General features: G+C 74.3%; 26 protein-coding genes. 10 read left to right on the top strand and 16 right to left on the bottom strand.

The window, feature by feature from the left end; genetic code table 11:
- Nucleotides 1-16 precede the first annotated feature (16 nt).
- From D4B81_RS15950 to D4B81_RS15940, 3 genes are all read left to right on the top strand, one after another.
- A complete protein-coding gene (locus D4B81_RS15950; RefSeq protein WP_122263673.1) occupies nt 17-1,261 on the top strand; it encodes a DUF4032 domain-containing protein in 1,245 nt (414 codons plus the stop codon).
- Nucleotides 1,262-1,330: 69 nt separating this feature from the next.
- Nucleotides 1,331-1,822 (top strand): transporter substrate-binding domain-containing protein, encoded by a 492-nt coding sequence (locus tag D4B81_RS15945; protein ID WP_122263672.1) that lies wholly within the window; start codon nt 1,331-1,333, stop codon nt 1,820-1,822.
- Nucleotides 1,822-2,841 carry a cation diffusion facilitator family transporter gene (locus tag D4B81_RS15940; protein WP_237566054.1) on the top strand — a complete coding sequence of 340 codons (1,020 nt, stop codon included), beginning with the start codon at nt 1,822-1,824 and terminating at the stop codon, nt 2,839-2,841. Before D4B81_RS15945 ends, D4B81_RS15940 begins: the two co-directional genes overlap by 1 nt.
- A 24-nt stretch (nt 2,842-2,865) precedes the next feature.
- On the opposite strand, the gene rlmB is transcribed toward D4B81_RS15940, so the two are convergent.
- Nucleotides 2,866-3,840, bottom strand: coding sequence for a 23S rRNA (guanosine(2251)-2'-O)-methyltransferase RlmB (gene rlmB, locus D4B81_RS15935; RefSeq protein WP_122263671.1), 975 nt, complete (start codon nt 3,838-3,840; stop codon nt 2,866-2,868).
- A complete protein-coding gene (gene cysS / locus D4B81_RS15930; RefSeq protein ID WP_097188798.1) occupies nt 3,840-5,318 on the bottom strand; it encodes a cysteine--tRNA ligase in 1,479 nt (492 codons plus the stop codon). Before cysS ends, rlmB begins: the two co-directional genes overlap by 1 nt.
- Nucleotides 5,319-5,407: 89 nt before the next feature.
- Here cysS and D4B81_RS15925 point away from each other — a divergent pair, with 89 nt between their 5' ends.
- Together D4B81_RS15925 and D4B81_RS15920 are read left to right on the top strand one after the other, a co-directional pair.
- A complete protein-coding gene (locus tag D4B81_RS15925) occupies nt 5,408-6,073 on the top strand; it encodes a GOLPH3/VPS74 family protein (RefSeq protein WP_122263670.1) in 666 nt (221 codons plus the stop codon).
- Between the two features lie 27 nt (nt 6,074-6,100).
- Nucleotides 6,101-8,395, top strand: a complete 2,295-nt coding sequence (locus tag D4B81_RS15920) for a glycoside hydrolase family 31 protein (protein WP_122263669.1) — start codon at nt 6,101-6,103, stop codon at nt 8,393-8,395.
- 110 nt (nt 8,396-8,505) lie between these two features.
- Here the strand turns inward: D4B81_RS15920 and D4B81_RS15915 are convergent, their stop codons facing one another.
- The 4 genes from D4B81_RS15915 to D4B81_RS15900 form a co-directional block, all read right to left on the bottom strand.
- The gene (locus D4B81_RS15915; RefSeq protein WP_122263668.1) at nt 8,506-9,090 is read right to left on the bottom strand and encodes an AMIN-like domain-containing (lipo)protein; all 585 of its coding nucleotides are present in this window, start codon (nt 9,088-9,090) and stop codon (nt 8,506-8,508) included.
- Nucleotides 9,091-9,238: 148 nt separating this feature from the next.
- The gene (locus D4B81_RS15910; RefSeq protein ID WP_122263667.1) at nt 9,239-9,892 is read right to left on the bottom strand and encodes an MBL fold metallo-hydrolase; all 654 of its coding nucleotides are present in this window, start codon (nt 9,890-9,892) and stop codon (nt 9,239-9,241) included.
- Entirely contained in the window at nt 9,889-11,010 is a 1,122-nt protein-coding gene (locus D4B81_RS15905) for an S-(hydroxymethyl)mycothiol dehydrogenase (RefSeq protein ID WP_122263666.1), read from the bottom strand. The genes D4B81_RS15910 and D4B81_RS15905 overlap by 4 nt, the downstream gene beginning before the upstream one ends.
- A gap of 97 nt (nt 11,011-11,107) precedes the next feature.
- Nucleotides 11,108-12,691: an aspartate:alanine exchanger family transporter gene (locus D4B81_RS15900; protein ID WP_122263665.1), complete on the bottom strand. Its 1,584-nt coding sequence runs from the start codon at nt 12,689-12,691 to the stop codon at nt 11,108-11,110.
- Nucleotides 12,692-12,776: 85 nt separating this feature from the next.
- On the opposite strand from D4B81_RS15900, the gene D4B81_RS15895 reads away from it, so the two are divergent.
- Complete coding sequence (locus D4B81_RS15895) at nt 12,777-14,504, top strand: AMP-binding protein (protein ID WP_122263664.1); 1,728 nt, start codon at nt 12,777-12,779, stop codon at nt 14,502-14,504.
- Between the two features lie 22 nt (nt 14,505-14,526).
- Here D4B81_RS15895 and ispF read toward each other — a convergent pair whose 3' ends face one another.
- From ispF to D4B81_RS15880, 3 genes are all read right to left on the bottom strand, one after another.
- Nucleotides 14,527-15,030 carry a 2-C-methyl-D-erythritol 2,4-cyclodiphosphate synthase gene (ispF, locus tag D4B81_RS15890; protein WP_122263663.1) on the bottom strand — a complete coding sequence of 168 codons (504 nt, stop codon included), beginning with the start codon at nt 15,028-15,030 and terminating at the stop codon, nt 14,527-14,529.
- On the bottom strand, nt 15,027-15,734 hold the full coding sequence (locus tag D4B81_RS15885) for an IspD/TarI family cytidylyltransferase (protein WP_237566053.1): 708 nt from the start codon (nt 15,732-15,734) through the stop codon (nt 15,027-15,029). Before D4B81_RS15885 ends, ispF begins: the two co-directional genes overlap by 4 nt.
- Nucleotides 15,735-15,835: 101 nt before the next feature.
- Nucleotides 15,836-16,318, bottom strand: coding sequence for a CarD family transcriptional regulator (locus D4B81_RS15880; protein WP_022921966.1), 483 nt, complete (start codon nt 16,316-16,318; stop codon nt 15,836-15,838).
- Between the two features lie 437 nt (nt 16,319-16,755).
- Between D4B81_RS15880 and D4B81_RS15875 the strand changes: the two genes are divergently transcribed.
- Nucleotides 16,756-17,295, top strand: a complete 540-nt coding sequence (locus D4B81_RS15875) for a hypothetical protein (RefSeq protein WP_097188807.1) — start codon at nt 16,756-16,758, stop codon at nt 17,293-17,295.
- A gap of 46 nt (nt 17,296-17,341) precedes the next feature.
- Here the strand turns inward: D4B81_RS15875 and phoU are convergent, their stop codons facing one another.
- Nucleotides 17,342-18,061, bottom strand: coding sequence for a phosphate signaling complex protein PhoU (gene phoU / locus D4B81_RS15870; protein WP_122263661.1), 720 nt, complete (start codon nt 18,059-18,061; stop codon nt 17,342-17,344).
- A gap of 182 nt (nt 18,062-18,243) precedes the next feature.
- Between phoU and D4B81_RS15865 the strand changes: the two genes are divergently transcribed.
- Together D4B81_RS15865 and D4B81_RS15860 are read left to right on the top strand one after the other, a co-directional pair.
- Entirely contained in the window at nt 18,244-19,509 is a 1,266-nt protein-coding gene (locus D4B81_RS15865; RefSeq protein ID WP_122263660.1) for a sensor histidine kinase, read from the top strand.
- Nucleotides 19,510-19,514: 5 nt separating this feature from the next.
- Entirely contained in the window at nt 19,515-20,198 is a 684-nt protein-coding gene (locus D4B81_RS15860; protein ID WP_097188810.1) for a response regulator transcription factor, read from the top strand.
- A 16-nt stretch (nt 20,199-20,214) separates the two neighbouring features.
- On the opposite strand, the gene D4B81_RS15855 is transcribed toward D4B81_RS15860, so the two are convergent.
- Genes D4B81_RS15855 through mshA form a run of 3 tightly spaced genes read right to left on the bottom strand, consistent with a single transcriptional unit; the run spans nt 20,215 to nt 22,790 of the window.
- Complete coding sequence (locus D4B81_RS15855; RefSeq protein ID WP_122263659.1) at nt 20,215-20,967, bottom strand: phosphoglyceromutase; 753 nt, start codon at nt 20,965-20,967, stop codon at nt 20,215-20,217.
- Between the two features lie 33 nt (nt 20,968-21,000).
- Complete coding sequence (locus D4B81_RS15850) at nt 21,001-21,546, bottom strand: YbjN domain-containing protein (protein WP_122263658.1); 546 nt, start codon at nt 21,544-21,546, stop codon at nt 21,001-21,003.
- A complete protein-coding gene (mshA, locus tag D4B81_RS15845) occupies nt 21,543-22,790 on the bottom strand; it encodes a D-inositol-3-phosphate glycosyltransferase (RefSeq protein ID WP_122263657.1) in 1,248 nt (415 codons plus the stop codon). The genes D4B81_RS15850 and mshA overlap by 4 nt, the downstream gene beginning before the upstream one ends.
- A 70-nt stretch (nt 22,791-22,860) precedes the next feature.
- Here mshA and D4B81_RS15840 point away from each other — a divergent pair, with 70 nt between their 5' ends.
- A complete protein-coding gene (locus D4B81_RS15840) occupies nt 22,861-23,673 on the top strand; it encodes a class I SAM-dependent methyltransferase (RefSeq protein WP_122263656.1) in 813 nt (270 codons plus the stop codon).
- A 32-nt stretch (nt 23,674-23,705) separates the two neighbouring features.
- Here the strand turns inward: D4B81_RS15840 and D4B81_RS15835 are convergent, their stop codons facing one another.
- The 3 genes from D4B81_RS15835 to D4B81_RS15825 are packed head-to-tail and all read right to left on the bottom strand — an operon-like array spanning nt 23,706 to nt 25,331.
- Complete coding sequence (locus tag D4B81_RS15835) at nt 23,706-24,140, bottom strand: phosphomannose isomerase type II C-terminal cupin domain (protein ID WP_237566052.1); 435 nt, start codon at nt 24,138-24,140, stop codon at nt 23,706-23,708.
- Nucleotides 24,141-24,195: 55 nt separating this feature from the next.
- Entirely contained in the window at nt 24,196-25,008 is an 813-nt protein-coding gene (locus D4B81_RS15830) for an alpha/beta fold hydrolase (RefSeq protein ID WP_122263697.1), read from the bottom strand.
- A complete protein-coding gene (locus D4B81_RS15825; protein ID WP_097188873.1) occupies nt 25,005-25,331 on the bottom strand; it encodes a DUF2516 family protein in 327 nt (108 codons plus the stop codon). Before D4B81_RS15825 ends, D4B81_RS15830 begins: the two co-directional genes overlap by 4 nt.
- Nucleotides 25,332-25,381 lie beyond the last annotated feature (50 nt).

Below are 25,381 nucleotides of genomic sequence, written 5' to 3'. Positions count from 1 at the left end.
CAATAGGGTGGCCGGTATGGCGATCGACTTCACCGCGATCTCGCCGAACCCGGCGCTGCTCGACCTCCCCTGGTCCATCCCTCTCGAGGAGTGGCCCGAGGAGCATCTCGCGGCCCTGCCCCGGGGCATCTCCCGCCACGTCGTCCGCTTCGTCAAGCTCACCGGCGACGTGCTCGCGGTCAAGGAGATCAGCGAGCCGCTGGCCCGTCGCGAGTTCCAGACGCTGCGCAACCTGCGGCGGATGGGCCAGCCTGCCGTCGAGCCGCTCGCGGTCGTCTCGGGCCGGGTCGCCGCCGACGGCAGTCCCCTGGACGCCTGCCTGATCACCCGCCACCTGCGCTTCTCCCTGCCCTACCGCGTCGTCTTCTCCCAGCGGCTGCGACCCGACACCGCCCGCCGCACCCTCGACGCGCTGGCCGTGCTCCTCGTGCGGCTGCACCTCGCCGGCTGCTTCTGGGGGGACGTCTCGCTGTCCAACACGCTCTTCCGCCGGGACGCCGGCGACTACGCGGCCTACCTCGTCGACGCCGAGACCGCGGAACTGCACCGCGAGCTCTCCCGCGGTCAGCGCGAGCACGACCTCTTCGTGGCCCACGGCAACATCGCGGGCGAGCTGATGGACCTCGAGGCCGGCGGCTACCTCGACGAGGGGGAGGACCCGATCGAGATCGCCAACCTGATCATGCACCGCTACGACCTCCTGTGGAACGAGCTGACCAGCGAGGAGCGCTTCGAGCAGGGTGACCGGTGGCGCGTGGACGAGCGTATCCGGCGGCTCAACAACCTCGGCTTCGACGTCGACGAGCTGGAGATGAGCACCGACCTCGACGGCACCCACATCCGCATCCAGCCCAAGGTCGTCGACGCCGGGCACCACTCCCGCCGCCTGATGCGCCTCACCGGCCTCGACGTCGAGGAGAACCAGGCCAGGCGCCTCCTCAACGACCTCGACTCCTACCGCGCGTCCACCGACCGGCAGGGTGACGACGAGTCGGTGGTCGCCCACGACTGGATCAGCAGGATCTACGAGCCCGTGACCCGCACCGTCCCCCCGGAGCTGCGGGCCAAGCTGGAGCCGGCCGAGCTGTTCCACGAGATCCTCGAGCACCGGTGGTATCTCTCCGAGCGCGCCGGGCACGACATGGCCATCGAGGACACCGTCCGCGACTACGTCGCCACCGTGCTGCCCGGCAAGCCCGACGAGGTCGCCGTCGTCGGCGTCGACACCGAGGAGATCCCGATCCAGGCCCGGCTGGACTGAGCACCGGCCCCTGGGCGGGCGCCGTCGTCCCGGCGTGCGGACGGCGCGTGGCTCGGCATACTCGACCCTGTGGCCAGTCCTCCTGCCCGTGCACGGGTCCTCGCCGCCGGCCTCCTGAGCGCCGCGCTCCTCGGCGGCTGCGGCGTCTCGATCCCCACCGACCCCGACGGCACCCTGAACCGGGTGCGCACCTCGGGCGAGCTGCGCGTCGGCGTCTCGCCCCACCCTCCCTTCACCACCCTGCCAGCGACCCCGGACGGCGAGCCGGGCGGCACCGAGGTCGAGCTCGTCGAGCAGTTCGCCCGCGCCCAGGGCGCGGAGCCGGAGTATGTCGTGGAGGGGGAGGAGGAGCTGGTGCGCCTCCTGGAGGAGGGCGAGCTGGACGTCGTGGTCGGCGGGCTGACCAGCAAGTCCCCCTGGTCGAAGAAGGTCGGGCTGACCCGCCCCTACCTGGAGACCTCCGAGCACGGTCGGACGGTCAAGCACGTGATGGCGGTGGTCAGGGGCGAGAACCTGCTGATGAGCGAGCTGGAGCGGTTCCTCGACGAGGAGGCGCGCTGATGACCTCCCTGGCGCGGGCGATGTCCTCGGGCCCGCGGCACGGCACCCACTTCGGCCGCACGGAGCTGCCGGAGGACGTGCAGGAGGTGCTCCGCAGGGCACGGCGGCTGGAGTGGGTGTCACTCGCCTACCTGGGCACCGGGGTGGTGCTCGTCGGGCTCGTCATGGGCAGCTCGCAGGCGATGCAGGCGGCCTGGATCGAGGACCTGCTCTCGCTCATCCCCCCGATCGCCTTCCTCGTGGGGGCCCGGGTGGCCGCGAACGAGCCGGACCGCGCCTACCCGTTCGGCCGGCACCGGTCGGTGGCGGTGGGCCACCTCGTCGCCGCGGTCGCCCTGCTCACGATGGGGCTGTTCCTCGTCTACGACTCCGCGTCGGGGCTGATCGAGCGGGACCACCCGCCCATCGGCACGATGCAGCTGCTCGGGCAGACGGTGTGGGCCGGCTGGCCGATGGTGGCGGTGATGGTCTACACGCTGGTCGGCCCGGTGATCCTGGGACGGATGAAGCTGCCGCTCGCGGACCAGCTGCACGACAAGGTGCTCCACGCGGACGCCCAGATGAACAAGGCGGACTGGATGACCGCGGGCGGGGCGATCGTCGGGGTGCTCGGCATCGGGGTGGGCCTGTGGTGGGCGGACGCCGCCGCCGCGCTCTTCATCGCGCTGAGCATCCTGCACGACGGGTGGAGCAACGTGCAGCACGCCGTCACCGGGCTGATGGACAGGACCGCGCGCACCGTCGACGACGCCGAGGAGCACCCGCTCGTCGGGCGGCTCGAGGCCTACCTCGACTCGCGGCCGTGGATCCGGGACCACCACACCCGGGTCCGCGACATGGGTCACGTCTTCCACGTCGAGGTCCGCCTCGTCCCCCGCGACGGCCGGGCCGACCTGGCCCGGCTCACCCAGGTCGGGGACGACCTGCGCGCGATGGACTGGAAGATCGACGACGTCACCGTCGCCCCCGTCCACCGGGTGCACGAGGGCGAGACGCGCACGGGTGAGGGCGGCCGGTGAGGGCTGCCGGCGGGGGCGGCCCGGTCAGCGCGTCTGGCGGGACCGGCGGATCTCGTACAACGTCACCGCGGCCGCGATGCCGGCGTTGAGCGACTCGGTGACCCCGGCCATCGGGATCGAGACGATCTGGTCGCAGGTCTCGCGCACCAGGCGCGAGAGGCCCTTGCCCTCGGACCCGACGACGACCACGAGCGGGCGGTCGGCCAGCGCCAGCCCGGGCAGCTCGACGTCCCCGTCGGCGTCGAGGCCGACGACGAAGAACCCGGCCTTGCGGTAGGCCTCCAGCGCGCGCGTCAGGTTGGTCGCCTGCGCGACCGGGATCCGCGCGGCGGCGCCGGCCGCCGTCTTCCACGCGGACGCCGTCATCCCGACCGAGCGCCGGGAGGGCACCACGACGCCGTGCCCCCCGAACGCCGCGACCGAGCGGATGATCGCGCCCAGGTTGCGCGGGTCGGTCACCCCGTCCAGCGCCACGATCAGCGGCAGCCCCGGCAGCTCGACGTCGAGCAGGTCGTCGGGGTGGGCGTACTCGTAGGGGGGCACCTGCAGCGCCAGCCCCTGGTGCACGGCACCGTCGGTGAGCCGGTCCATCTCGGCCTTGGGCGCCTCGAGCACGGCCACGCCCTGCTCGGTCGCCAGCGTGATCGCCTCCCGCACCCGGTCGTCGGACTCCATCCGCGAGGCGACGAAGAGCGTACTGGCGGGGATGTGCGTGCGCAGCGCCTCGAGCACGCTGTTGCGCCCCGCGACCATCTCGGTCGAGCCCTTGGGGCGTCGGGACGGGCCCGGGCGTCCCGACCCTCCACGGCCGGACGCCGCACCCCCCTCCTTGGCGTCCCGGGCCGCGCGCCGGGAGGCGACGTGACCCACCCGGTCCTCGGCGCGGGGCGTCGGGCCGCGGCCCTTGAGCTGCTTGCGCCGCTGCCCGCCCGAGCCGACCACGGCACCCTTCTTGTTGCTCGTGCGGGCGCCGCGTCGACGCTGGTTGCCGGTAGCCATCAGAGTGCTCTCCTCGTCCCCCGGAGCAGCGTCCAGCGCGCACCGGCGGGGGTGTCCTCGATGACGACGCCGAGCGCCGTCAGCTGGTCGCGGATGGCGTCTGCCGTCGCGAAGTCCTTCTCCGCCCGGGCCGCGGCCCGGGCTGCCAGGCGCTCCTGCACGAGCGCCCCGAGCACCTCCTCGGCGCGGCCGCCGCCACCTGCGGCACCGCCCCACGCGGGGTCCAGGGGGTTGGTGCCCAGCACGTCGAGCATGGCGAGCAGCTGCAGCAGGGTATGCCGTGCCGCCCCCTGGTCGACCCCGTCCGGGCGGGCGTCCATCGCCCGGTTGCCCTCGCGCACCACGCCGAAGACGACCGCGAGAGCACCGGGCACGTTGAGGTCGTCGTCGAGCGCGTCCCGGAACGCCACCGGGAAGGCCTGCTCCGCCGGCAGCGCGCGCGAGGCGGCGAGCAGCTCGTCGGCCGGCTCCCCGACGACCTCCTGGAGGCGCTCGACATACCCCTCGATGCGTTCCACCGCGGCGAGCGCCTCGTCGAGGCTGCCCTCGCCGTACTCGATCGTCGAGCGGTAGTGCGCGGCGCCGAGGTAGTGGCGCAGGACGAGCGGCCGCACGGTGCGCGTGAGCTCGGTGACCGCGAGCGCGTTGCCCAGCGACTTGCCCATCTTCGAGCCCCTGACGGTCACCCAGGCGTTGTGCAGCCAGGTGCCGGCGAAGTCCAGGCCCGCCGCGCGCGACTGCGCCTGCTCGTTCTCGTGGTGGGGGAAGCGCAGGTCGACGCCGCCGCCGTGGATGTCGAAGGCGTCGCCGAGGTACTTGCGCGCCATGGCCGAGCACTCCAGGTGCCAGCCCGGCCGCCCCCGGCCGTAGGGGGTGGGCCAGGACGCGGTCTCCGGCTCGCCGGCCTTGGAGCCCTTCCACAGGGCGAAGTCGCGCGGGTCGCGCTTGCCCCGCGGGTCGGCGTCGGTGGCCGGCTCCATGTCCTCCAGCCGCTGCCGGGTCAGCTCGCCGTAGGAGGGCCAGGAGCGGACGTCGAAGTAGACGTCGCCGCTGCCGTCCTCGGCCGCGTAGGCGTGGCCCCGCTCCACGAGCGCGTCGATGAGCTCGACCTGCTCGGTGATGTGCCCGGTCGCCCGCGGCTCGTAGGTCGGCGGCAGCACGCCGAGCAGCTCGAGCGCGCGCGTCGTCTCCCGCTCGTGCTGGTAGGACCAGGCCCACCACGGCTCCCCCGCCTCGGCGGCCTTCGCCAGGATCTTGTCGTCGATGTCGGTGACGTTGCGCACGAGCGTGACCTGGTAGCCGTGACCGCGCTCCAGCCAGCGACGCAGGACGTCGAAGGCGACGGCGAAGCGGACGTGGCCGATGTGGGGGCTGCCCTGGGTCGTGAGGCCGCAGATGTACATGCCGACCCGGCCCGGCTCGAGCGGCTCGAACGGGCGCTGCTCGCGGGAGGCGGTGTCGTACAGGCGCAGGGTCACCCGGCCAAGGTTACCGGCGGGCGGGGCGGTGCCCGTCCGCGCGCAGGCGGGCCCGCTCCCCCGGACCCGGGTCGCGGTACCGTCCGAGCATGCTGACGATCGCCGAGGAGCTCCTGCTGGTCGCGACCGACGTGGAGGGGCGCAACCTGCTGAGCAGCAACCGCAACGTCGCGCTCGCGGGCGCGTTCCTCAGCGAGCTGGCCCTGCGGGAGCAGCTGACGGTCGACGAGCGCAAGCGCCTGCGCGTGGTGACGGGCGGCCCGTCCGGTGACCCGTTGCTCGACCAGGCGTTCGCCCTGCTCGCCGAGCGCGAGGGCCGCAAGCCCAAGGACATCCTGGAGAAGGTCGGCCGGCAGCTGCTGCAACCGGTGCTCGACAGCCTCGTGCGCCGCGAGCTGGTCCGGCCCGAGCCGGTGACGCTGGCCGGGTTGACCCTGACCACCCGCTGGCCGGTCCAGACCGTGGGGCCGCGCGACGCGGCGCTGGCCGACCTCGTCCGGGTGATCACCGGGGCCGCGGAGGCCGGCCCCCGCACCGGTGCCCTCGTCTCGCTGCTCTACGCGGTCGACGCCCTGCCCAAGGTCGTGGCCAAGGAGCTGCGTCCCGGCCTGCCCAACCGTGAGGTGAAGCGCCGGGGCAAGGAGATCCTCGCCGGCCGGTGGGCGCCCGAGGCCGTCGCGCGGGCGGTGCAGGAGGCCGCCGCGGCCGCCGGCGCCGCCGCCGCCGTCGCCGCCTCGGCCGGGGGCAGCAGCTAGCAGCACCTCGTGGCCTAGCGTGGCGGCATGCGGATCGTCCACGAGAGCGACCATGCCCGCCTGTCCGTCCTCAGCCCGCAGCTCGTGCGCTTCGAGTGGTCACCGGGCGGCCGGGGGTTCACCGACACCCCGACCCAGGTGGTCCTGCACCGCGACCTCGGCGGCGACGTCGAGGCGGACGTCGCCCCCTGGCGCGACGGGGTGCACGTGCGCACCACCGGCGTCGACCTCTACTACGACGGTGCCGAGCCCACCCCGTCGGGGCTGTTCCTGCAGGTCAGAGGCGGCGTGACGTCATACCACTCGACCTGGAGGTATGGCGTGCCCCCGCGCCCGGGGCGCGTGCTCGACGGCACCGCCCGCACCCTGGACGAGGTGGACGGGCGGTGCGACCTGGAGCCCGGGATCGTCTCGCGGGACGGGTTCGCCGTGCTCGACGACTCGACCAGCCTGGCGCGCACCGGGCCGGGGGTGACGGAGGTGGCCCAGCGCGAGCCGGGGGCGGTCGACCTCTACGTCTTCGCGCACGGCCTTGACTACCGCGCCGCGCTGCGCGACTTCCACGCGCTCACCGGGCCGGTGCCGCGGGTGCCGCGGTTCGTGCTGGGCAACTGGTGGAGCCGCTACCACCCCTACTCGGAGGAGGACTACCTCCGGCTGCTCGACCGCTTCGCCGCCGACCGGGTGCCGTTCGCGGTGGCGGTGCTCGACATGGACTGGCACGTGACCGACGTCGACCCGAGCCACGGCTCCGGGTGGACCGGCTACACCTGGGACCCCGCGCTCTTCCCCGACCCCGGGCGCTTCCTGACCGAGCTGCACCGGCGGGGGCTGCGGGTGACCCTGAACGACCACCCGGCCGACGGGGTGCGGGCGTTCGAGGACGCCTATCCCGCGGTCGCGGAGGCCGTGGGGGTCGACCCGGCGAGCGGGGCCGCGGTGGCGTTCGACGCGACGTCCGAGACCTTCCTCTCCGCCTTCTTCGAGCACGTCGCCCACCCGATGGAGCGAACCGGGGTGGACTTCTGGTGGATCGACTGGCAGCAGGGTGAGCACTCGGCGGTGCCCGGGCTGGACCCGTTGTGGGTCCTCAACGAGCGCCACTTCGCCGAGCTCGGCTCGACCGGGAGGCGGCCGCTGGTGTTCTCGCGCTATGCGGGGCCGGGGTCGCACCGCACGCCGGTCGGCTTCTCCGGCGACACCGTGATCAGCTGGGCCTCGCTGCGCTTCCAGCCGGAGTTCACGGCGAGCGCGGCGAACATCGGCTACGGCTGGTGGAGCCACGACATCGGCGGCCACTGGGGCGGGCGCAAGGACGTCGAGCTGGCGGTCCGGTGGGTCCAGCTCGGTGTGTGGTCGCCGGTCAACCGGCTGCACGCGACCGCCAGCCCGTTCCAGGGCAAGGAGCCGTGGCGGTTCGGGCCGGAGGCGGCGGCGCTGATGGGGGACGCGCTGCGGCTGCGGCACCGGCTCGTGCCCTACCTGGCGACGATGGCCGAGCGGGCGAGCGTCGAGGGGATCCCGCTGGCGGAGCCGGTCTACCACCGCTTCCCCGGGCGGGCGGAGGCCTACGCGCACCGCGCGACCTACTTCTTCGGCGCCGACCTGCTGTGCGCCCCCGTGGTGGAGCCCCGCGACCCACGTGTGGGGCTGGCCCGCGTCGACCTGTGGCTCCCGCCGGGCACGTGGTTCGACCTGGAGACGGGGCGGCGCTACGAGGCGGGCGCGGAGGGACGGCCGCTGACCGCGTGGCGGGACCTGGCGCACACGGTGGTCCTCGCGCGCGCCGGGACGGTGCTGCCGATGGTCGCCGAGGAGGAGGTCGCGGACGGGGTGGAACTGCCGACCCACCTGGAGCTGCGCGTCTTCGCCGACGCCGACGGGGAGCACGTCCTCGTCGAGGACGACGACGGGCCGGCCGCGACGCGGCGTCTGGCCCGCACGCCGCTGCGCCTGGACCGGGCGGCCCGCTCGCTGACCGTCGGTCCGGCCGAGGGCGACCTCGGCGTGCTGCCGGCCGTGCGGACCTGGACGGTCCGTGTGGTCGGGGCGGAGGGAGAGCCGGTGGTGGTGCGCGACGTGCCCGTCGGCGAGCAGGTCACGGTGAGTCTCGAGGGCCCCCCGTCCGCCCCGCCCGTCCTCGAGGAGTGCTTCGCCCTCCTCGACGCGGCCGAGGTGGAGCACGGCACCAAGGACGAGGTGTGGGGTCTGCTCACCCGCGGCGTCGACGGTCCCCGGGGCGCGCTGGTCAGCGAGCTCCTGGCGGCCCGGCTGGACGAGGCCCTGCTGGGCGCCCTCACCGAGGTGCTCACCGCCTCCTGACCGGGAGTGAGGCAGGCACCCGACCGGGGCGCGGCAGGCGCTCGACCGTGAGCGAGCGGGCACCCGACCGGGAGCGCGGTCGGCCAGCGACCGCGCTCCCGGCAGGACCGTCACCAGCGGTGCGCGACGTCGATCACCAGTCGTGACCCCGTCCCGGGCCCGTCCAGCACCATGACCCGCATCGGCAGCCGGGCTCGCACCCCGACGCCGAACGTCGTCTGGCCCTCGAACGAACCGGCGAGCGCCACCTGACGCAGCGTGTCGTAGCCGGTGACGTTCACCACCTTGGTGCGGTCCGCCGGCCGGTACGTCGCCCGGCCGGACGAGTCGTAGGCGGGCACCGTCACCTCGACCTGCATCCGTGCGCCACCGGCGAGCGGGACCGCCAGGCCGGAGCCCGGCGCCCGGACGGTGTCCACGTAGCGCACGTGGTAGCCGACCTTGCTCGCCGGGATCCCGGCCACGTCCACGACCACCCGGTCGAAGCACGTGTGCCGGCCGGACCGGACGTTGGTGATGGTGCCGTCCCCGAGCCGGCTGTCGCTGGCCGCCTTCGCGAGCGAGCCCCACGTCACGCCGCAGCTCACCGCGGCCGTGGGCATCGCTGCCGGTGCCGTCATGGCCGTGGCGGGCGCGATCCCGCCGAGCGCGATGAGCGCTGCCGCGGCCACCGCCGTCCTTCGTGTCGTCCTCATGACCCTGCCCCCTGCCTGTCCCGGACACCCCGGCGGGGTGTCTCGTCAGGTATGTCGACCGCCGGGGTCGGAAGGTTCAGCGCGCCCGGCAACCGCTTCCGGAGGGCGCAACACGCTCCCGGTCGGGGCACGACGGGCACCCTGCGGGTCAGTGGCCGCGGTCGAGCCACTCCTGGCGGTGGGGCTTCTCGGCGCCGATGGTGGTGTCGCTGCCGTGCCCCGTGTGCACGACGGTGTCCTCCGGCAGCGTCAGCAGCCTCTCGGTGATCGAGTCGACGATCGTGCCGAAGTCGCTGTGCGAGCGGCCGGTCGCGCCGGGGCCGCCCTCGAAGAGGGTGTCACCGGTGAAGACGACACCGAGCTCCGGCACGTGGAAGCAGCACGCTCCCGGGGCGTGCCCGGGTGTGTGCAGCACGTGCAGCGTGACCCCGGCGACCTCGATCGTCTGCCCGTCGGACAGCTCCTCGTCCCAGTCCCGGCCGGGGTGGACGAGGTCCCACAGCGGGCGGCCCAGCGGGTGCAGGTGGATCGGTGCCCCCGTGCGCTCCTGCAGGTCGAACACGGCGTCGACGTGGTCGGAGTGCGCGTGGGTGAGCAGGATCGCCGTGACCTTCCGGTCGCCGACGACCTTCATGATCGTCGTCGCGTCGTGGGGGGCGTCGAGGACGACGCACTCCTGGTCGTCACCCAGCACCCAGACGTTGTTGTCGACCTCCCACACCCCGCCGTCGAGCTCGAAGGTGCCGGTGGTGACACCGTGGTCGATGCGGGCGGTCCCGCCCGAGGTGGGCTGCTGCGTCATACCTGCTCCTTCTTCTGGTCGAGCACCACGACCGAGCGGAGCACCTCGCCACCGTGCATCTTGTCGAACGCCTGCTCCACCTCCTCCAGGCCGATCGTCTCGCTGACGAACCCGTCGAGGTCGAAGCGACCCTGCCGGTAGAGGTCGATGAGCATCGGGAAGTCGCGGCTGGGCAGGCAGTCGCCGTACCAGCTCGACCTCAGCGCCCCGCCGCGCCCGAAGACGTCCAGCAGCGGGAGGGTGATCTCCATCTCCGGCGTCGGCACGCCGACGAGCACCACGGTCCCGGCGAGGTCGCGGGCGTAGAACGCCTGACGATAGGTCTCGGGGCGGCCCACCGCCTCGATGACGACGTCGGCCCCGTGGCCGCCGGTGAGCTGGCGGATCGCCTCGACCGGGTCGGTCTCCCGGCTGTTGACCGTGTGCGTGGCGCCGAACCGGCGCGCCCCCTCGAGCTTGCGGTCCTCGACGTCCACGGCGATGACGGTGGTCGCACCGGCCAGTGCGGCCCCGGCGACCGCGGCGTCGCCGACCCCGCCGCACCCGATGACCGCCACCGAGTCACCACGGCTCACGCCGCCGGTGTTGACGGCCGCGCCGAAGCCGGCCATCACGCCGCACCCCAGCAGACCCGCCGCCGCGGCGGAGGCCTCCCGGTCCACCTTCGTGCACTGGCCCGCGGCGACCAGGGTCTTCTCGATGAAGGCACCGATGCCCAGGGCCGGGGACAGCTGGGTCCCGGCCATCGGGTCACCCTCGGCCAGCGTCATCTTCTGCGTCGCGTTGTGGGTGGCGAAGCAGTACCACGGCCGGCCCTTGGCGCACGCCCGGCACTGCCCGCACACCGCCCGCCAGTTGAGGATGACGAAGTCGCCGGGCGCCACGTCCGTCACGCCCTCGCCGACCGCCTCGACCGTCCCCGCGGCCTCGTGCCCCAGCAGGAACGGGAACTCGTCGTTGATCCCGCCCTCGCGGTAGTGCAGGTCGGTGTGGCACACGCCGCAGGCCTCCACGCGCACCACCGCCTCTCCCGGCCCCGGGTCGGGGACGACGATGTCGACGACCTCCACCTCCGCCCCCTTGCTGCGGGCGATGACGCCTCTGACGGTCTGCGGCATGGGTGACCTCCTCGGTGCGGCTCCGGTGCTGACCACACCGTATGCCGTGGCACCGACAGGTGCGCGGGCGCCCCGCCCGTCCCCCCGCGGCGCGCGCTCAGACCAGCGTCAGCACCTGGGCGACGAGGATCTTGACGACCATCGCGACCGGGTAGACCATCGCGTAGCCCAGCGCCACCCGGGGGTCGTGACCGGTGCGCTCCTGCGCCTGGGCGAGGATCGCCGGCTGCGTCTGGGAGCCGGCGACCACCCCGGCGAGGCGGGGCCCCGCCTGCCGCAGCCAGGCGCGTCCGAGGAGCAGCAGGGCGGCGGCGTGCAGGCCGCTGAGGACGAGCCCGGCGCCGACCAGCTGCAGGCCGAGCGGGTCGCTCAGCGCGTCGACGAAGGCCGACCCGGCCCGACCCCCGGCGTAGGCGAGGAACACGAGCAGCCCGATCTGGGTCAGCGTCTCCGCGGCCTGGTGCGGCAGCGTCCACACCACCCGGCCGGTCCGGCCGGTGCGCCCGAGCACCAGCCCCACGACCAGCGGGCCGGCGGCCTGCCCGAGCTCCAGCGTCCCCAGCCCGGGGACCGGCAGGGGCACCGCGCCGAGCGCCAGCCCGGCGGTCAGCCCGAGCGCCAGCCCCAGCGGGTTGATGTCGGACGTCCCGTGCTCGCTGTCGCCCAGGTATGCCGCCACGAGCCTCATCTGCTCGCGCGGCGCCGCGACCCGGACCCGGTCCCCGGCCTGGAGCACGAAGTCGTCGGTGGCCAGGAAGTCCTGGTCGGCCCTGCGGACACGGGTGGCCCGGGCGCCGAACCGGGCGAAGAGGTCCAGGTCGGCGACCGTCCGGCCGTAGAAGTGCCGCTGCGACAGCACGATCCGCCGGTAGTCGAGGTCGGTCCGTTCGGCCTCCAGGGACTCCCCGGACCGCCTGCCCAGCTGCTTGGTGAGGTGCTGCAGGGCCCGCTCGGGACCGATCGCCAGGACCTGGTCGCCGGGGCGCAGGACGGTGTCCCCCTGCACGATCCGCGTCGTCCCGTCACCGCCCTGGTAGCGGGAGAAGAGGACGCGTCCGTGCGGCGTCCAGCTGAGCTCGGAGACCGCCAGCGCGTTGTCCCGCTCGACGAGGATCGTGGCGTTGCGCACCGGCGAGGGCCTGGAGCGGTCGTCCGCGGTCGGGTGCCGGTCGCCGCTGCGCAACGCCCAGGTCGCGGCGGCGAGCAGCAGGACGACGCCGCCGACGTAGGACATGGAGTAGGCCACGGTCGGGTCGGGCGAGCCGTCCAGCCGCAGGATCGCCGCGGCGAGGGCGGGGGTGTTGTTGAGCGCACCCGCGTAGAGCCCGGCGACGTGGCCGGGCGTCAGGCCGAGCAGACGTCCGATGCCCCAGGCCACCAGACCGAGCCCGACGAGCACGGCCACGACCACGCTGACCGGGCGCAGCCCCGTGCGCAGCGAGGCGAAGAAGGACGGCCCGGCGGTGACGCCGACGGCATACGCGAAGACCGCCAGGCCGAAGGTGCCGAGCACCTCGGGCAGTGCCAGTCGCTCGTCGGCGGCCGAGAAGGCGAGCGCGGTGAAGAGGACCGCGGCCGGCCCGAGCGAGACGCGGCGAAGCCGCACCGCCCCCACGGCGGTGCCGACGGCGAGGACGGCGAAGAGGAGCAGGACCGGGCGTCCCGCCAGCAGGTCGACCACGCGGCGGGAGTCTACGCCCGCGCCCCGCAGGGACGGGGTTCACGGTCGGGTGGGCCGCGGACCTACGGGAGCGTAGGTTTGTGCCGTGACTGGCGCCGAACCCCTCATCCCGCTGACGCTCACCCCCTCGGGGTCGAGCACCGACCTGCTCTCCGAAGCGGCCAGGCGGTGGCCGACGCGCGTCGCGATCGACTTCCTCGGGGCACGCACCACCTACGCCGAGCTGGCCGGCCAGGTCGCCGCGGCCGCCGAGGTCCTGCGTGGCCAGGGGGTGGGACCCGGGGACCGGGTGGGCGTGATCCTGCCCAACTGCCCGCAGCACGTGGTCGCCTTCTACGCGATCACCTCCCTCGGCGCCACCGTCGCCGAGCACAACCCGCTGGCTGCCCCCGAGGAGGTCCGCGCCCAGCTGCGGATGCACGGCGCCCGGGTGGTGCTCGCCTGGGAGCACGCGGTCGCCACCGCGCTCCCGGGCCAGGACGAGGCGGACCGGGTGCAGGAGCGCACCGTGCTCGCCGTCGACCTCAGCGCCGCGATGCCGCGCCGCACCCGCCTCCTGCTCAGGCTGCCCCTCAAGCCCGCCCGGACCCAGCGGGCCAGGCTGCGCGCGGCCGTGCCCGCGGGCGTCGCCTCCTGGGACCGCGCCGTGGCGTCGGCCCGACCGACGGGAGCGGCACGCCATACCCCCTCCCCGGACGACGTCGCCGTGCTGCTCCCCACGGGTGGGACGACCGGAACCCCCAAGCTCGTGCCGCTGACGCAGGCCAACCTCATGGCCAACGTGGCCCAGGGACGGCAGTGGGTGCCCGGGTTGCGCGAGGGCGAGGAGACCTTCGGGGCGGTGCTGCCGTTCTTCCACGCCTTCGGGATGACGCTGTCGCTGACGTTCGCGGTGTCGATGGGCGCGACCCAGGTGGTGCTGCCCAGCTTCGAGGTGGACACCGTCGTGGCCGCGATCCGGCGTCGGCCGTGGACCTTCCTCGCCGGGGTCCCCCCGATGCTCGACCGGCTCGCGGCCGCGGCGACCACCGCCGACCCCGACCTCCTGCGGCCGCTGCGCTACGCCATCTCCGGCGCGATGTCCCTGGACCCCGAGGTCGCGAGACGCTGGGAGGAGGCGACCGGCGGGCTGGTCATCGAGGGCTACGGCATGACGGAGTGCTCCCCCATCGCGCTCGGCAACCCGTTCGGGCCGGGACGCCGGCCGGGCACCCTGGGGATCCCGTTCCCGGGCACCTCCATCCGCGTCGTCGACCCCGACCGGGTCGAGGAGGACCCCGAGGCGCCGGACGTGCCGGACGGTGAGGTGGGCGAGCTGCTCGTCCGCGGGCCGCAGGTGTTCGGGGGCTACCTCGACGCCCCCGAGGAGACCGCCCAGGTGCTGCTGCCGGGTGGGTGGCTGCGCACCGGCGACCTGGTCCGGCGCGACCCGGCGGACGGGTTCGTCGCGCTCGCCGACCGGCGCAAGGAGCTCATCATCTCCGGCGGCTTCAACATCTACCCCACCCAGGTCGAGCAGGCCGTGCGCGGCATGCCGGGGGTTGTGGACGTGGCGGTCGTCGGGATGCCGGACACGGCCCTCGGCGAGCACGCGGTCGCCGCGCTGGTGCTCGAGCCGGGGGCGGCGGTCGACCTCGCCGCCGTCCGGGAGTGGCTGCACGGCAAGGTCTCCCGCTATGCCGTCCCCCGCGCCGTGCACATCCTCGAGGACCTGCCCCGCAGCCAGCTCGGCAAGGTGCTTCGCCGTCATGTGCGCGAGCGCATCCTCGACCGGCGCCACCCCGACCACGGCGAGCCGGGCGCGGGCGGGTAGGGGTCAGGCGCGGGGGTAGGGGTCAGGCGCGCGCGACCAGGGCGGTCGCGAGGCCGACGAGCCCCTCGGTGCGCCCGACGAACCCGAGGCCGTCGGTGGTCGCGGCGCTGACGGAGACGGACGCGCCGCCGAGCGCGGCCGACATCGCCTGCTCCATCTCGGCCCGCCGAGGGCCGATCCTGGGTCGGCGGGCGACGAGCTGGACCACGACGTTGCCGATCGTCCAGCCCTGCGCCTCCAGGAGGCCGCGGACGTAGTCGAGCATCTGCCGGCCCGAGGCGCCAGCCATCTCCGGCCGGTCGGTGCCGAAGACCGAGCCCAGGTCGCCGAGCCCGGCCGCCGACAGCAGCGCGTTGCAGGCGGCGTGGGCCGCCACGTCACCGTCGGAGTGCCCGACGACGCCCTGCTCACCGGGCCACGGCACGCACCCCAGCCACAGCGGCCGGTCGTCCCCCTCGGGCGCCCAGGCGTGGACGTCGACCCCGATCCCGGTGCGCGGCAACGGGTATGCCGGAGGCTGGCTCACGTGACCGCTCCCCCCGGGGCGGGGACGGGCTGCTCGGTCAGCCAGGCGGCGGCCAGCGCGAGGTCGGAGCGGGTGGTGATCTTCATCGCCCGGGGCGAGCCCTCGACGACGGTGACCCGTCCGCCGACCGCCTCGACCAGGCCGCAGTCGTCGGTGGCGGGCGCCGCCGACCCGCGGCTCCGGGCGTGCTCCTCGTGCGCCCGCTCCAGCGTCTCGCGCAGGAAGCCCTGGGGCGTCTGGACGGCGCGCAGCACGGACCGGTCGAAGGTCGCGACCACCGTCTCGACGCCGCCCGGACCCACCTCGACCTCCTTGACGGTGTCGGTCACCGGGACGGCAGGGGTGACGGCGGCGTGCCCGGAGCGCACCGCGTGCACCACCCGGTCGAAGACGTCGACGGGCGTCAGCGCCCGCGCGGCGTCGTGGACGAGCACCACCCCGGCGCCGGGCGTCAGAGCCGCGAGCCCGGCGGCGACCGAGTCGGACCGCTCGGCACCACCGGCGACGACCGAGACCACGGGGCCGGGGACCTCGCCCGCGGTGAGTCCGGGGAAGGCGTCGTCGAGGGCGGAGACGAGTTGCTGCATACCGTCGTGGTCCGGGGATGCGACGACCACCACGCACGCCAACGCCCTGCAGCGCAGGGCTGCGCGCAGGGCGTGGACGACGATGGGCGCCGCGTCGGCGCCGTGGCCGAGCGGCACGAGAGCCTTCGGTCGGCCGGCGCCGAGGCGGGTGCCCCGACCGGCGGCGACCAGGATCAGACCGGTCCCGGCGACGTCGCCGGGCTGGTCGTCGAGATCGCTCAGGAGGCGAGGACCTCGTCGAGCGTGGCCTCGGCCGTGTCCTCGTTGGTCTTCTCGGCGAGCGCGAGCTCGGAGACGAGGATCTGCCGGGCCTTGCTCAGCAGGCGCTTCTCGCCCGTGGACAGGCCGCGGTCCTTGTCGCGGCGCCAGAGGTCGCGGACGACCTCGGCCACCTTGATCACATCACCGGAGGCGAGCTTCTCGAGGTTCGCCTTGTAGCGGCGCGACCAGTTGGTCGGCTCCTCGGTGTGCTCGGCGCGCAGCACGGCGAAGACCTTGTCCAGGCCCTCCTTGCCGACGACGTCACGGACGCCCACCAGATCGCAGTTCTCCGCCGGGACCTCGATCGTGAGGTCCCCCTGAGCTACCTTCAGCTTGAGATAGAGCTTCTCCTCGCCCTTGATGGTCCTGGTCTTCATCTCCTCGATAAGCGCGGCACCGTGATGCGGGTACACGACCGTCTCGCCGACCTTGAACGTCATCTTCAGAAAGCCCCTTTCGCGGACACCCAGGATACCACGCGTGGCACAGGTCACTAAATCCCACCGCTGCCATTTACGCTGGTCAGGACCACCCCGAGCCGCACGTCCGCGCAGCGCAGGGCTGGGGCGAGGCGCAGCTGGCGGCGGGCCGACGCCGGCCTCGTGGCGGCGAATGTCGCGGCGCCGACCGGCTTCTCGGTGCCGCCCGGGCAGGACCGACCCGGGCTGACCGCGCCGTCTCGCGAACACACCTCGCCCGAGTGAGGGGGGCGTGCACGGCATCCGGGCACTCGGCGGGCGCGCGGCACGCACAGGTGTGGGGCGTGCACGGCATCCGGGCGTTCAGCGGGCGCGGGACCCACCCGGGTGTGGGTCGTGCACGGCATCCGGGCGGTCAGCGAGCGCGACCGGGCAGGGCCTTCGCTAGGGTGAGCCCCGTGAAGACCGCTGCCTCGTCCCGCACCCGCCGCGCCAGCCTCGTGGGCGCGCTCGCCGCCGGAACCCTGGCGCTCGGCGCCTGCGGCGTGAACTCCCCCCAGACCACCCTGCTGCGCTACGCCCCGGCCGACGGCGTCGAGATGGACGGCGAGTCGCTCGACGCCCGTGACGTGCTCGTGGTCAGCCAGGGCGACGGCGCTCCCGGCGTCCTCTCCGGCAGCCTCGTGAACAGCGGCTCCGAACCCCTCACGGTGACCGTGACGGTGGCCGGGCAGCCCGCCGGCGAGGTCACCGTCGACCCGGGGACGAGCGTGCGCCTGGACGGCGGCCCCGAGGGCGGCGAGGGTCAGCGCACGATCGTGGAGGTCGTCGAGACTCCCGCGGGCCAGGGCGTCGAGGTCCGGCTCCAGGCCGACGGGGAGACGCTCGTCGGCACCGCACCGGTGCTGCTGCCGCAGGGGACCTACGAGCAGTACGCCGACGACGCCGGCGGCACCGTGGAGCCGCTCCCCGAGGACGAGGGTTCGTCCGACCACTGAGTCGCTGCGGGCGCCCGCTCTCGGGGGGTATGCCGTCAGCCGCGCGTCACTGCTCGGCGCGCGGGACCGCGCCGTTGGCGTGGTGCTCGCGCCACTCCCGGCCCGGCACCTCCGGCTCGTCGTCCTGCCAGGTGCCGGTGACGAGGTAGACGATGCGGACCGCGACGGCCACCGCGTGATCGGCGAACCGCTCGTAGTAGCGCGAGAGCAGCGTGGCGTCGATGACGACCTGCTGGCTCTGCGAGGCGAACCTCGGCTCGAGGAGGATCCGGAAGACCTCGCGGTGCAGCCGGTCGATGATGTCGTCGCGCTCCGTCAGCTCCGCCGCGCCCCGGACGTCCTTGGTGGCCACGATCTCGCCGGCGCGCAGGACCATCTGCTCGGCCACCTGGGCCATCTCCTTGAACGTCTCGCGCAGCTCCTCCGGCAGGACCGGGTCCGGGTAGCGCATCCGGGTGAGCTTGGCGACGTGGCGGGCCAGGTCGCCCGAGCGCTCCAGGTCGGAGGTCATCCGCAACGTCGTGACCAGCTGGCGCAGGTCGGTGGCCACCGGCTGCTGGCGCGCGAGCGCGTCGATCGCCCGGTTGTCGCACTCGCGGCGCAGGGCGTCGATGGCGTCGTCCTCGGTGATGACCTGCTCGGCCAGGGACAGGTCCCCCTCGAGCAGCGCCTGGGTGGCCCGGTTGAGGGCGCGCGCGGAGAGCCGGCTCAGCTCCACCAGCTGCTCGGAGATGAGGTCGAGCTGGTCGTGGAACGCGCTGCGCATGGGGCACCTTTCTCGAGGCGTCGATCACGTGCGACGCGGACACCGCTCGCCCTGACCCTCAGGACGGCAGGTCGACACTCCCAGGGTCGCATGAACACCGTACGACGGCACGATGAACTCTGCCTCACCGGCCCCCGTCCCGTGCGGGGACAGCAGGTGACGGGGATGCATACTGTGGCGTTGTGACCCCGGTGACCGCCTTCGTGCTCGGCGTCCTCGCCGGGCTGGCGGCCGGCCTCCTCCTCTGGTGGGTGGCGAGCGTCCCCGCCCGCCGCGCGGCCGAGCAGGCGGTCCGGGAGGCCGAGCACGAACGGGCCACCCTGCCCCGGGGCGTCGCCGACGTGCTCGGGGTGCTGCGCTCGGGCGCCATCGTCATGGACCGCAGCAACCGGGTCCGCACCGCCACCTCCCCCGCCCTGGCGTTCGGGCTGGTGCGGGGGCACAACCTGCTCAACGACGAGCTGCGCGCCCAGGTCGCCGCGGTGCTGCGCGACGGCACCGTCCGCGAGCGTGACATCGAGGTGACCCGCGGCCCCTTCCGCACGGGGCGCCTGCAGCTGAACACCCGGGTGGCCCGGATCAGCGACGAGCTCGTCCTGATCCTCGTCGAGGACCGCACCCAGGCGCGCCGCGTCGAGCAGGTCAGGCGTGACTTCGTCGTCAACGTCAGCCACGAGCTGAAGACCCCCGTCGGAGGCCTCGCCCTCCTCGCGGAGGCGGTCGAGGACGCCGCGGACGACCCGGAGGCCGTGGCCCGCTTCGCGCGGCGGATGAAGACCGAGGCCGGGCGCCTCGCCCACCTGGTGACCGAGATCGTCGACCTCTCCCGGCTGCAGACGAGCGACCTGCTGGCCGAGATGGTCATCGTGGACGTCTCCGCCTGCGCGGCCGAGGCGGTCGACCAGACCGCCTCGCTCGCGGGGTCGCACGAGATCGTCACCGCGGTGGGGGACGACCCGGCCCGGCTGCGGATCTACGGGGCCCGCGACCTGATCGTCACCGCGATCCGCAACCTGCTCACCAACGCCATCACCTACTCCGAGGACGGGACCCGCGTCAGCGTCGTCACGCGCCGCGTCGACGACGTCGTCGAGGTCGCGGTCAGCGACCAGGGCCAGGGCATCTCGGCCCCGGACCAGGAGCGGATCTTCGAGCGCTTCTACCGCGTCGACGCCGCCCGCTCCCGCCTCACCGGCGGCACCGGCCTGGGCCTGTCGATCGTCAAGCACATCTGCGCCAACCACGGCGGGGACATCACGCTGTGGAGCCAGGAGGGACAGGGCTCGACCTTCACCCTGCGCCTGCCGGCCGTGGCCGACGACCCCCGCCCGACCGGCTCCCCCGCGCCCCACGCCTCGGGGGACCGGGCGCGGGTGGCCGACCCGGCCCACGGCGACGCCCTCCCCGCCGGCGCCCCGACCCGTTCCGACCGTCCCGTCGAAAGGTGAGCACGATGACGCGCATTCTCGTGGTGGAGGACGAGGAGTCGTTCTCCGACCCCCTCTCCTACCTCCTGGAGAAGGAGGGGTATGACGTGGCCGTCGCCGCCACCGGCCCGGCCGCGCTCGCGGAGTTCGACCGCTCGGGGGCCGACCTCGTCCTGCTCGACCTCATGCTGCCGGGGATCTCGGGGGTCGACGTCTGCCGGGCGCTGCGGCAGCGGTCCTCGGTGCCGGTGATCATGCTGACCGCCAAGGACTCCGAGGTCGACAAGGTGGTGGGCCTGGAGCTCGGGGCCGACGACTACGTGACCAAGCCCTACTCCGGGCGCGAGCTGCTCGCCCGGATCAAGGCGGTGCTGCGCCGCCTGAGCGAGCCCGAGGAGCTGGTTCCCGCGACCGTGGAGGCCGGCCCCGTCCGGATGGACGTCGAGCGGCACACCGTCCAGGTGGACGGCCGGCCCGTGCAGCTGCCCCTCAAGGAGTTCGAGCTGCTCGAGATGCTGCTGCGCAACGCCGGGAGGGTGCTCACCCGGGGTCAGCTCATCGACCGCGTCTGGGGCAGCGACTACGTCGGTGACACCAAGACCCTGGACGTGCACGTCAAGCGGCTGCGCGCCAAGCTCGAGCCCGACCCGTCCAACCCCGTGCGCATCGTCACGGTGCGGGGGCTCGGCTACAAGTTCGAGGCCGTCTGACCCGACCTCGCGTCGGTCAGTGCTTGCCCTGGTTGGCGACCGCCTGGATCGACGCGGCCGCCGCCTCGGGGTCGAGGTAGCGGCCACCGGCGGTCACCGGGCGCAGGTCCGCGTCGAGCTCGTAGAGCAGCGGGATGCCGGTCGGGATGTTGAGGCCGGCGATGTCCTCGTCGCTGATGCGGTCCAGGTGCTTGACCAGGGCGCGCAGGCTGTTGCCGTGGGCGGCGACCAGCACCGTCTGACCCTCCCGCAGGTCCGGGACGATGTCGGAGTCCCAGTAGGGCAGCATCCGCACGACGACGTCCTTGAGGCACTCGGTCATCGGCATCTCCCCGTCCGTCCCGGCGTAGCGCGGGTCGTGCGCCTGGGAGAACTCGTCGTCCGGGTCGATCGGCGGCGGCGGCGTGTCGAAGCTGCGACGCCACAGCATGAACTGCTCGTCGCCGTACTTGTCCCGGGTCGCCGCCTTGTCCAGGCCCTGCAGCGCGCCGTAGTGCCGCTCGTTGAGCCGCCAGGAGCGGTGCACCGGGATCCAGTGCCGGTCGGCCACGTCCAGGGCGAGGTTGGCGGTGGTGATCGCCCGGCGCAGCAGCGAGGTGTGCACGACGTCCGGCAGCAGCCCCTCCTGCTTCATCAGCCTCCCGGACCGGACGGCCTCCTCCCGGCCCTTCTCGGTGAGGTCGACGTCGACCCAGCCGGTGAAGAGGTTCTTCGCGTTCCACTCGCTCTCGCCGTGGCGGAGCAGGACCAGGGTGTACTCGGCGCTCATGCGCCCACACTATCGGGGGCTCCCGCGCCGGGGTCAGGCGTCCGCGGCACCCGAGGTCCCGGGCGCGTCCGCCGCGTCGGCCGCCTCCGCCGCGTCCGCCGCCTCGAGCTCGGCGCGGAACGCCTGGAGGTTGGCCGTCGGCTCACCCCGCGACACCCGCCACGCCCACTCCCTGCGGATCGAGGTCCAGAACCCGATCCGCAGCAGCTCGTCGAACGGCTCGTCGCAGGCGGCCAGCACCCCCCCGAGCAGCTCGTCGAGGACCTGCTCGTCGAGCCCGCCGAGCGGGACGCGGGCGGTCACGTAGACGTCCCCCGCCGCGTCCACGGCATACCCGAGCCCGGGCAGGCGCAGCGCGCGCCGCAGGAGGTGGCGGTAGAAGTCCTCGTGCCGCTCGTCGGGGTTGCGGATGACGAACGCGCGCAGCTCCAGGGCCCGCTCGCCGACGTGCAGCGAGGCCACCGTCCGCAGCTTGCGCTCACCGGGCAGGGTGACCACCGTCTCGCCCTCGCGCCCGCCGTCCTCCCAGGCGACGCCGAGGTGGTCGAGCAGGGTATGCAGCGTGGTCGCGTCGGTCATGACGTCACCTCCGTGTAGGTCGCCAGGAGCGCGTCGACGGTCCGCTCCCAGGAGTGGTGCGAGGCGTGGGCGACCGCCCGGGCCGACCGGGAAGCCAGGGCTGCGGGGTCGGCGTCCTCCGCGAGCGTCCGGGCGAGGGCGTCCGCCCAGGCGGAGGGGTGGTGGCCGTCGACGAGCACACCGGCCTCCCCTACCGCGACGGGCAGCCCCCCGACCCGGGCGGCGACGACGGTCGTGCCGCAGGCCAACGCCTCCAGCGCCACCAGGCCGAAGGACTCGTTGTGCGAGGGGACGGCCAGCAGGTCCGCCGCCCGGTAGTGCTGGGCGAGCTCCTCCCGCGACACCGACGGCCCGAAGCGCACGACGCCGTCCAGCCCCTCCTCCCTCACGACGCGCCGCAGGGCCTCCGGGTCGGCCCGGCCCGACCCCGAGAGCCCGCCGAGGACCAGCACGACGAGCCGCCCCCGCAGGGCCGGGTCGCGGCGGACCAGCTCGCCCGCGGCCCGGACGAGCACGTCGGGGGCCTTGAGGGGCTGGATGCGGCCGACGAAGAGGAGCACGACCGCGTCCTGCGGCAGGCCGAGGGCCCGCCGCGCCACGTCGCGCGGGCCGGGCCGGAAGGTCTCCAGGGCGACGCCGGGGGTCACGACGCGCACCCGCGCCGGGTCGGCGGCGTAGTGCTCGCGGAGCGCGCGCGCCTCGTCCTGGGTGTTGGCGACCAGCGCGGCGGCCGCGTCCACGACCCGCTGCTCCCCCTCGAGCCGCACCGGCGGCTCGGCGGTCTCGCCCGCCGCGAGCGCGAGGTTCTTGACCCGCCCCAGGGTGTGCGCCGTGTGGGCGAACGGCACCCCGCACCGCGCCCCGGCGATCCTGGCCACCTCCCCGGCGAGCCAGTAGTGGGAGTGGATCACGGCATACCCCCGGTCGCTGGTCCGGGCGGCGAGCCCGTCGGCGAACTCGGCGAGGTGGGCCTGCAGCTCCTGCTTGTCGAGGGGGGCGGGCGGCCCGGCGGGGACGTGGTGCACGGTGACGCCGTCGGCGAGGACGACCGTCCCGGGGCCCTGGCCGGCCGCGCGGGTGAGGACGTCCACGTCCACGCCGCGCCGCGCGAGACGGGCGGCGGTCTCGGCGACGTAGACGTTGAGCCCCCCGGCGTCTCCCGTGCCGGGCCGCTCGAGCGGGGAGGTGTGGAGCGCGACCATCGCGACCCGGGGCAGGCTGCCACCGGGCACGTCGCTGGTCATCCGGCCAGTCTGGCACGGCGAGGACGGGCGGCCGGTGCCCGTCTACCCTGGGCCGGTGACCCCCAGGAGCGTGCGCGCCCGCCCCGTCGGCACGATCACCCGGGGCACGACGAACCCCAACCGGCTGCGCCGCGTCGACCGGTGGATGGCGTGGGCGCTGCGCGACGTCCTGCGTGCGCCCACGGGTCCGGCGGTGGTGGTGGACCTGGGCTACGGCGCCTCGCCCGTCACCGTGCTCGAGCTGGCGGACCGGCTGGCGCGGGTGCGGCCGGACGTCCGGCTCGTGGGCGTCGAGATCGACCCCGAGCGGGTGGCCCGCGGCGTCGCGGTCGCGGACCCGCCCAGGGTGGAGTTCGTGCTGGGCGGGTTCGAGGTGCCGGTGCCCGCCGGCGGGTCCCCGCACGTGGTCCGGGCGTTCAACGTGCTCCGGCAGTATGCCGAGGAGGACACCGCGGCCGCGTGGGCCTCGGTGGTCGGCCGGCTGTCCCCGGGGGGTGCGCTCGTCGAGGGGACGTGCGACGAGCTGGGCCGGCTGGCGGCGTGGGTGGACGTGCGCCGGGGCCCCGACGGTCTCCCGGCACCACGCTCGCTCACCCTGGCCTGGCGGCTGGCGGGGCTGGACCGTCCCTCGGTCGTCGCCGAGCGCCTGCCCAAGGTCCTCATCCACCGCAACGTCCCGGGCGAGGGGGTGCACGGGTTCTTGCAGGCTCTGGACGCGGCCTGGGCCCGGCACTCCCCGCTCGCCTCCTACGGAGCCCGCCAGCGGTTCGTCGCGAGCGCGGCGGACGTGCGGGACCGGGGCTGGCCGGTGCTCGGCGGCCCCGCCCGGTGGCGGCTGGGCGAGCTCGGTGTCGCCTGGGACGCGGTCGCCCCGGCGCGCTGACCCGCCGGCCCGTCCGTGCCGGGAGGACCGCGTCAGGGGGTGTCGTCGTCCCCGAGCCGGGTGTCGTCGTCCCCGAGCCGGGTGTAGTCGTCCTCGAGCCGGGTGATGTCCGCCTCGTCGAACTCGCCGAACGCCAGCTCGAGCACGCGGGCCGGCTCCGTGCCCGGGTTGCCGAGGCGGTGCACGGACCCCTCGGGCACCCACACCATCTCCCCGGTGCGGGCGACCCAGGTCCGCTCCCCCACCTGCACGTCGACCTCCCCGTCGAGCACGTGCCACATCTCGGCGCGGTGGCCGTGGGTCTGCAGCGAGAGGCGGTGGCCGGGCTCGACGGTGATCGTCTTCACCGTGACCACCTCGTTGCTCGCGAACTGCTGGAACCTCCCCCACGGACGCTCGGTGACGAAGACGTCACGGGTGCGGTCCTTCCCCGTCGTCCCGGGCGGCTGGTCGCTGGTGCTGATCACGGCAGAGCACTCCTTCGTCGGAGGCGCCCTGCGCGCCTCCTGCATGGGGGGTTCCTCATCGCCCCGCGAGGAAGGACCCCACGACGTCACGGGTGGCGGAACGATCTGCCCACATGATGCCACCTGGCCCCGACACCCGCAGCGTCGCGCGGGGCAGCAGGCCGGCCAGCTCCTCGGCCACCGCCACCGGGTGGGTGGGATCGCCCTCCTGGGCGAGGACCAGCACCGGGCAGGTGACCCGCGCCAGCAGCGACCGGTCCGGCACCGGCACCTGCTCGGGCACCACCCGCAGCGCCCGGGCGACGCCGCTCGCGAGGAGCTGCTCCGCCTGGCCCCGGGCCCAGGTCCGCACGGCCGGGTCGGCCCTCGTCGACTCCGGCTGCCCGGCCACGAGGTGGTCGGTCACCGCCTCGAGGTCACCGGCCTCCAGGCGGGCGGCGAGGGTGCCCAGGGCCTGCGTGGCAGCGTCCGACCGCACCCGGTCCAGGGAGGCGGGCACCACCAGCACGACGCGCTCGAACCGGTCCGGGTCGCGCGTCAGCCCGTTCACGATCGCCCCCGCGCCCATGCTGACGCCCAGGGCGCGGTCGGCCCGTACGTCTTGGTGGTCGGCGACGGACCAGACCTCGGCCGCGAGATCGGCATACCCGAAGCCACCGGGGGGCGTGACCGAGCGGCCGTGGCAGCGCAGGTGCACGAAGGTGCGCCGTCCGGGGACCCCGGTGGCGTACGGGCGGGTGGTGCTGATCGACCCCGCCAGCCCGTGCACGAGGAGCGTGCTGGGGTCGCCGGAGCCGGTGCGCAGGATCTCCAGGGGCCCCGCGGGGCCGTCGACGAACTGGGTGCGAGGGGCGCCGGGGCGCGTCACCACGGCCCGTAGGGACCCATGTGGGTCCCCTGGCCGCCGCGCTGGACGCCGTTGACCGCGGGCTTGACGTCGGCGTGGTAGACACCGGCCGCCACGATCGCGGCCAGGTTGAACAGGTTGAACGGGTTGAGCATGAAGATGAACCCGACGAGCGTCGCGCCCCCGGTGAGCAGCAGCCAGAACGTCTTGGTCCGCTTGCCGGCCGCCGGGAAGGCGTCCTGCCGGGTACGCGCGCAGTGGACGAGCGCCCACAGCATCATTGCGAAGACCCCCAGACCGACGGCGGCGGCGAGGAGGTTCTGGGCGGAGTTGAGCGCCATCATGACCACAGGGTATGCGGTCCCGCTGGGAGGTCCCGGAGCGCCGGTCGGCG

The sequence above is a fragment of the Ornithinimicrobium cerasi genome, assembly GCF_003702705.1.
Taxonomy (GTDB): Bacteria; Actinomycetota; Actinomycetes; order Actinomycetales; family Dermatophilaceae; genus Ornithinicoccus; species Ornithinicoccus cerasi.
This window is presented reverse-complemented; position numbering and strand designations above follow the sequence as displayed.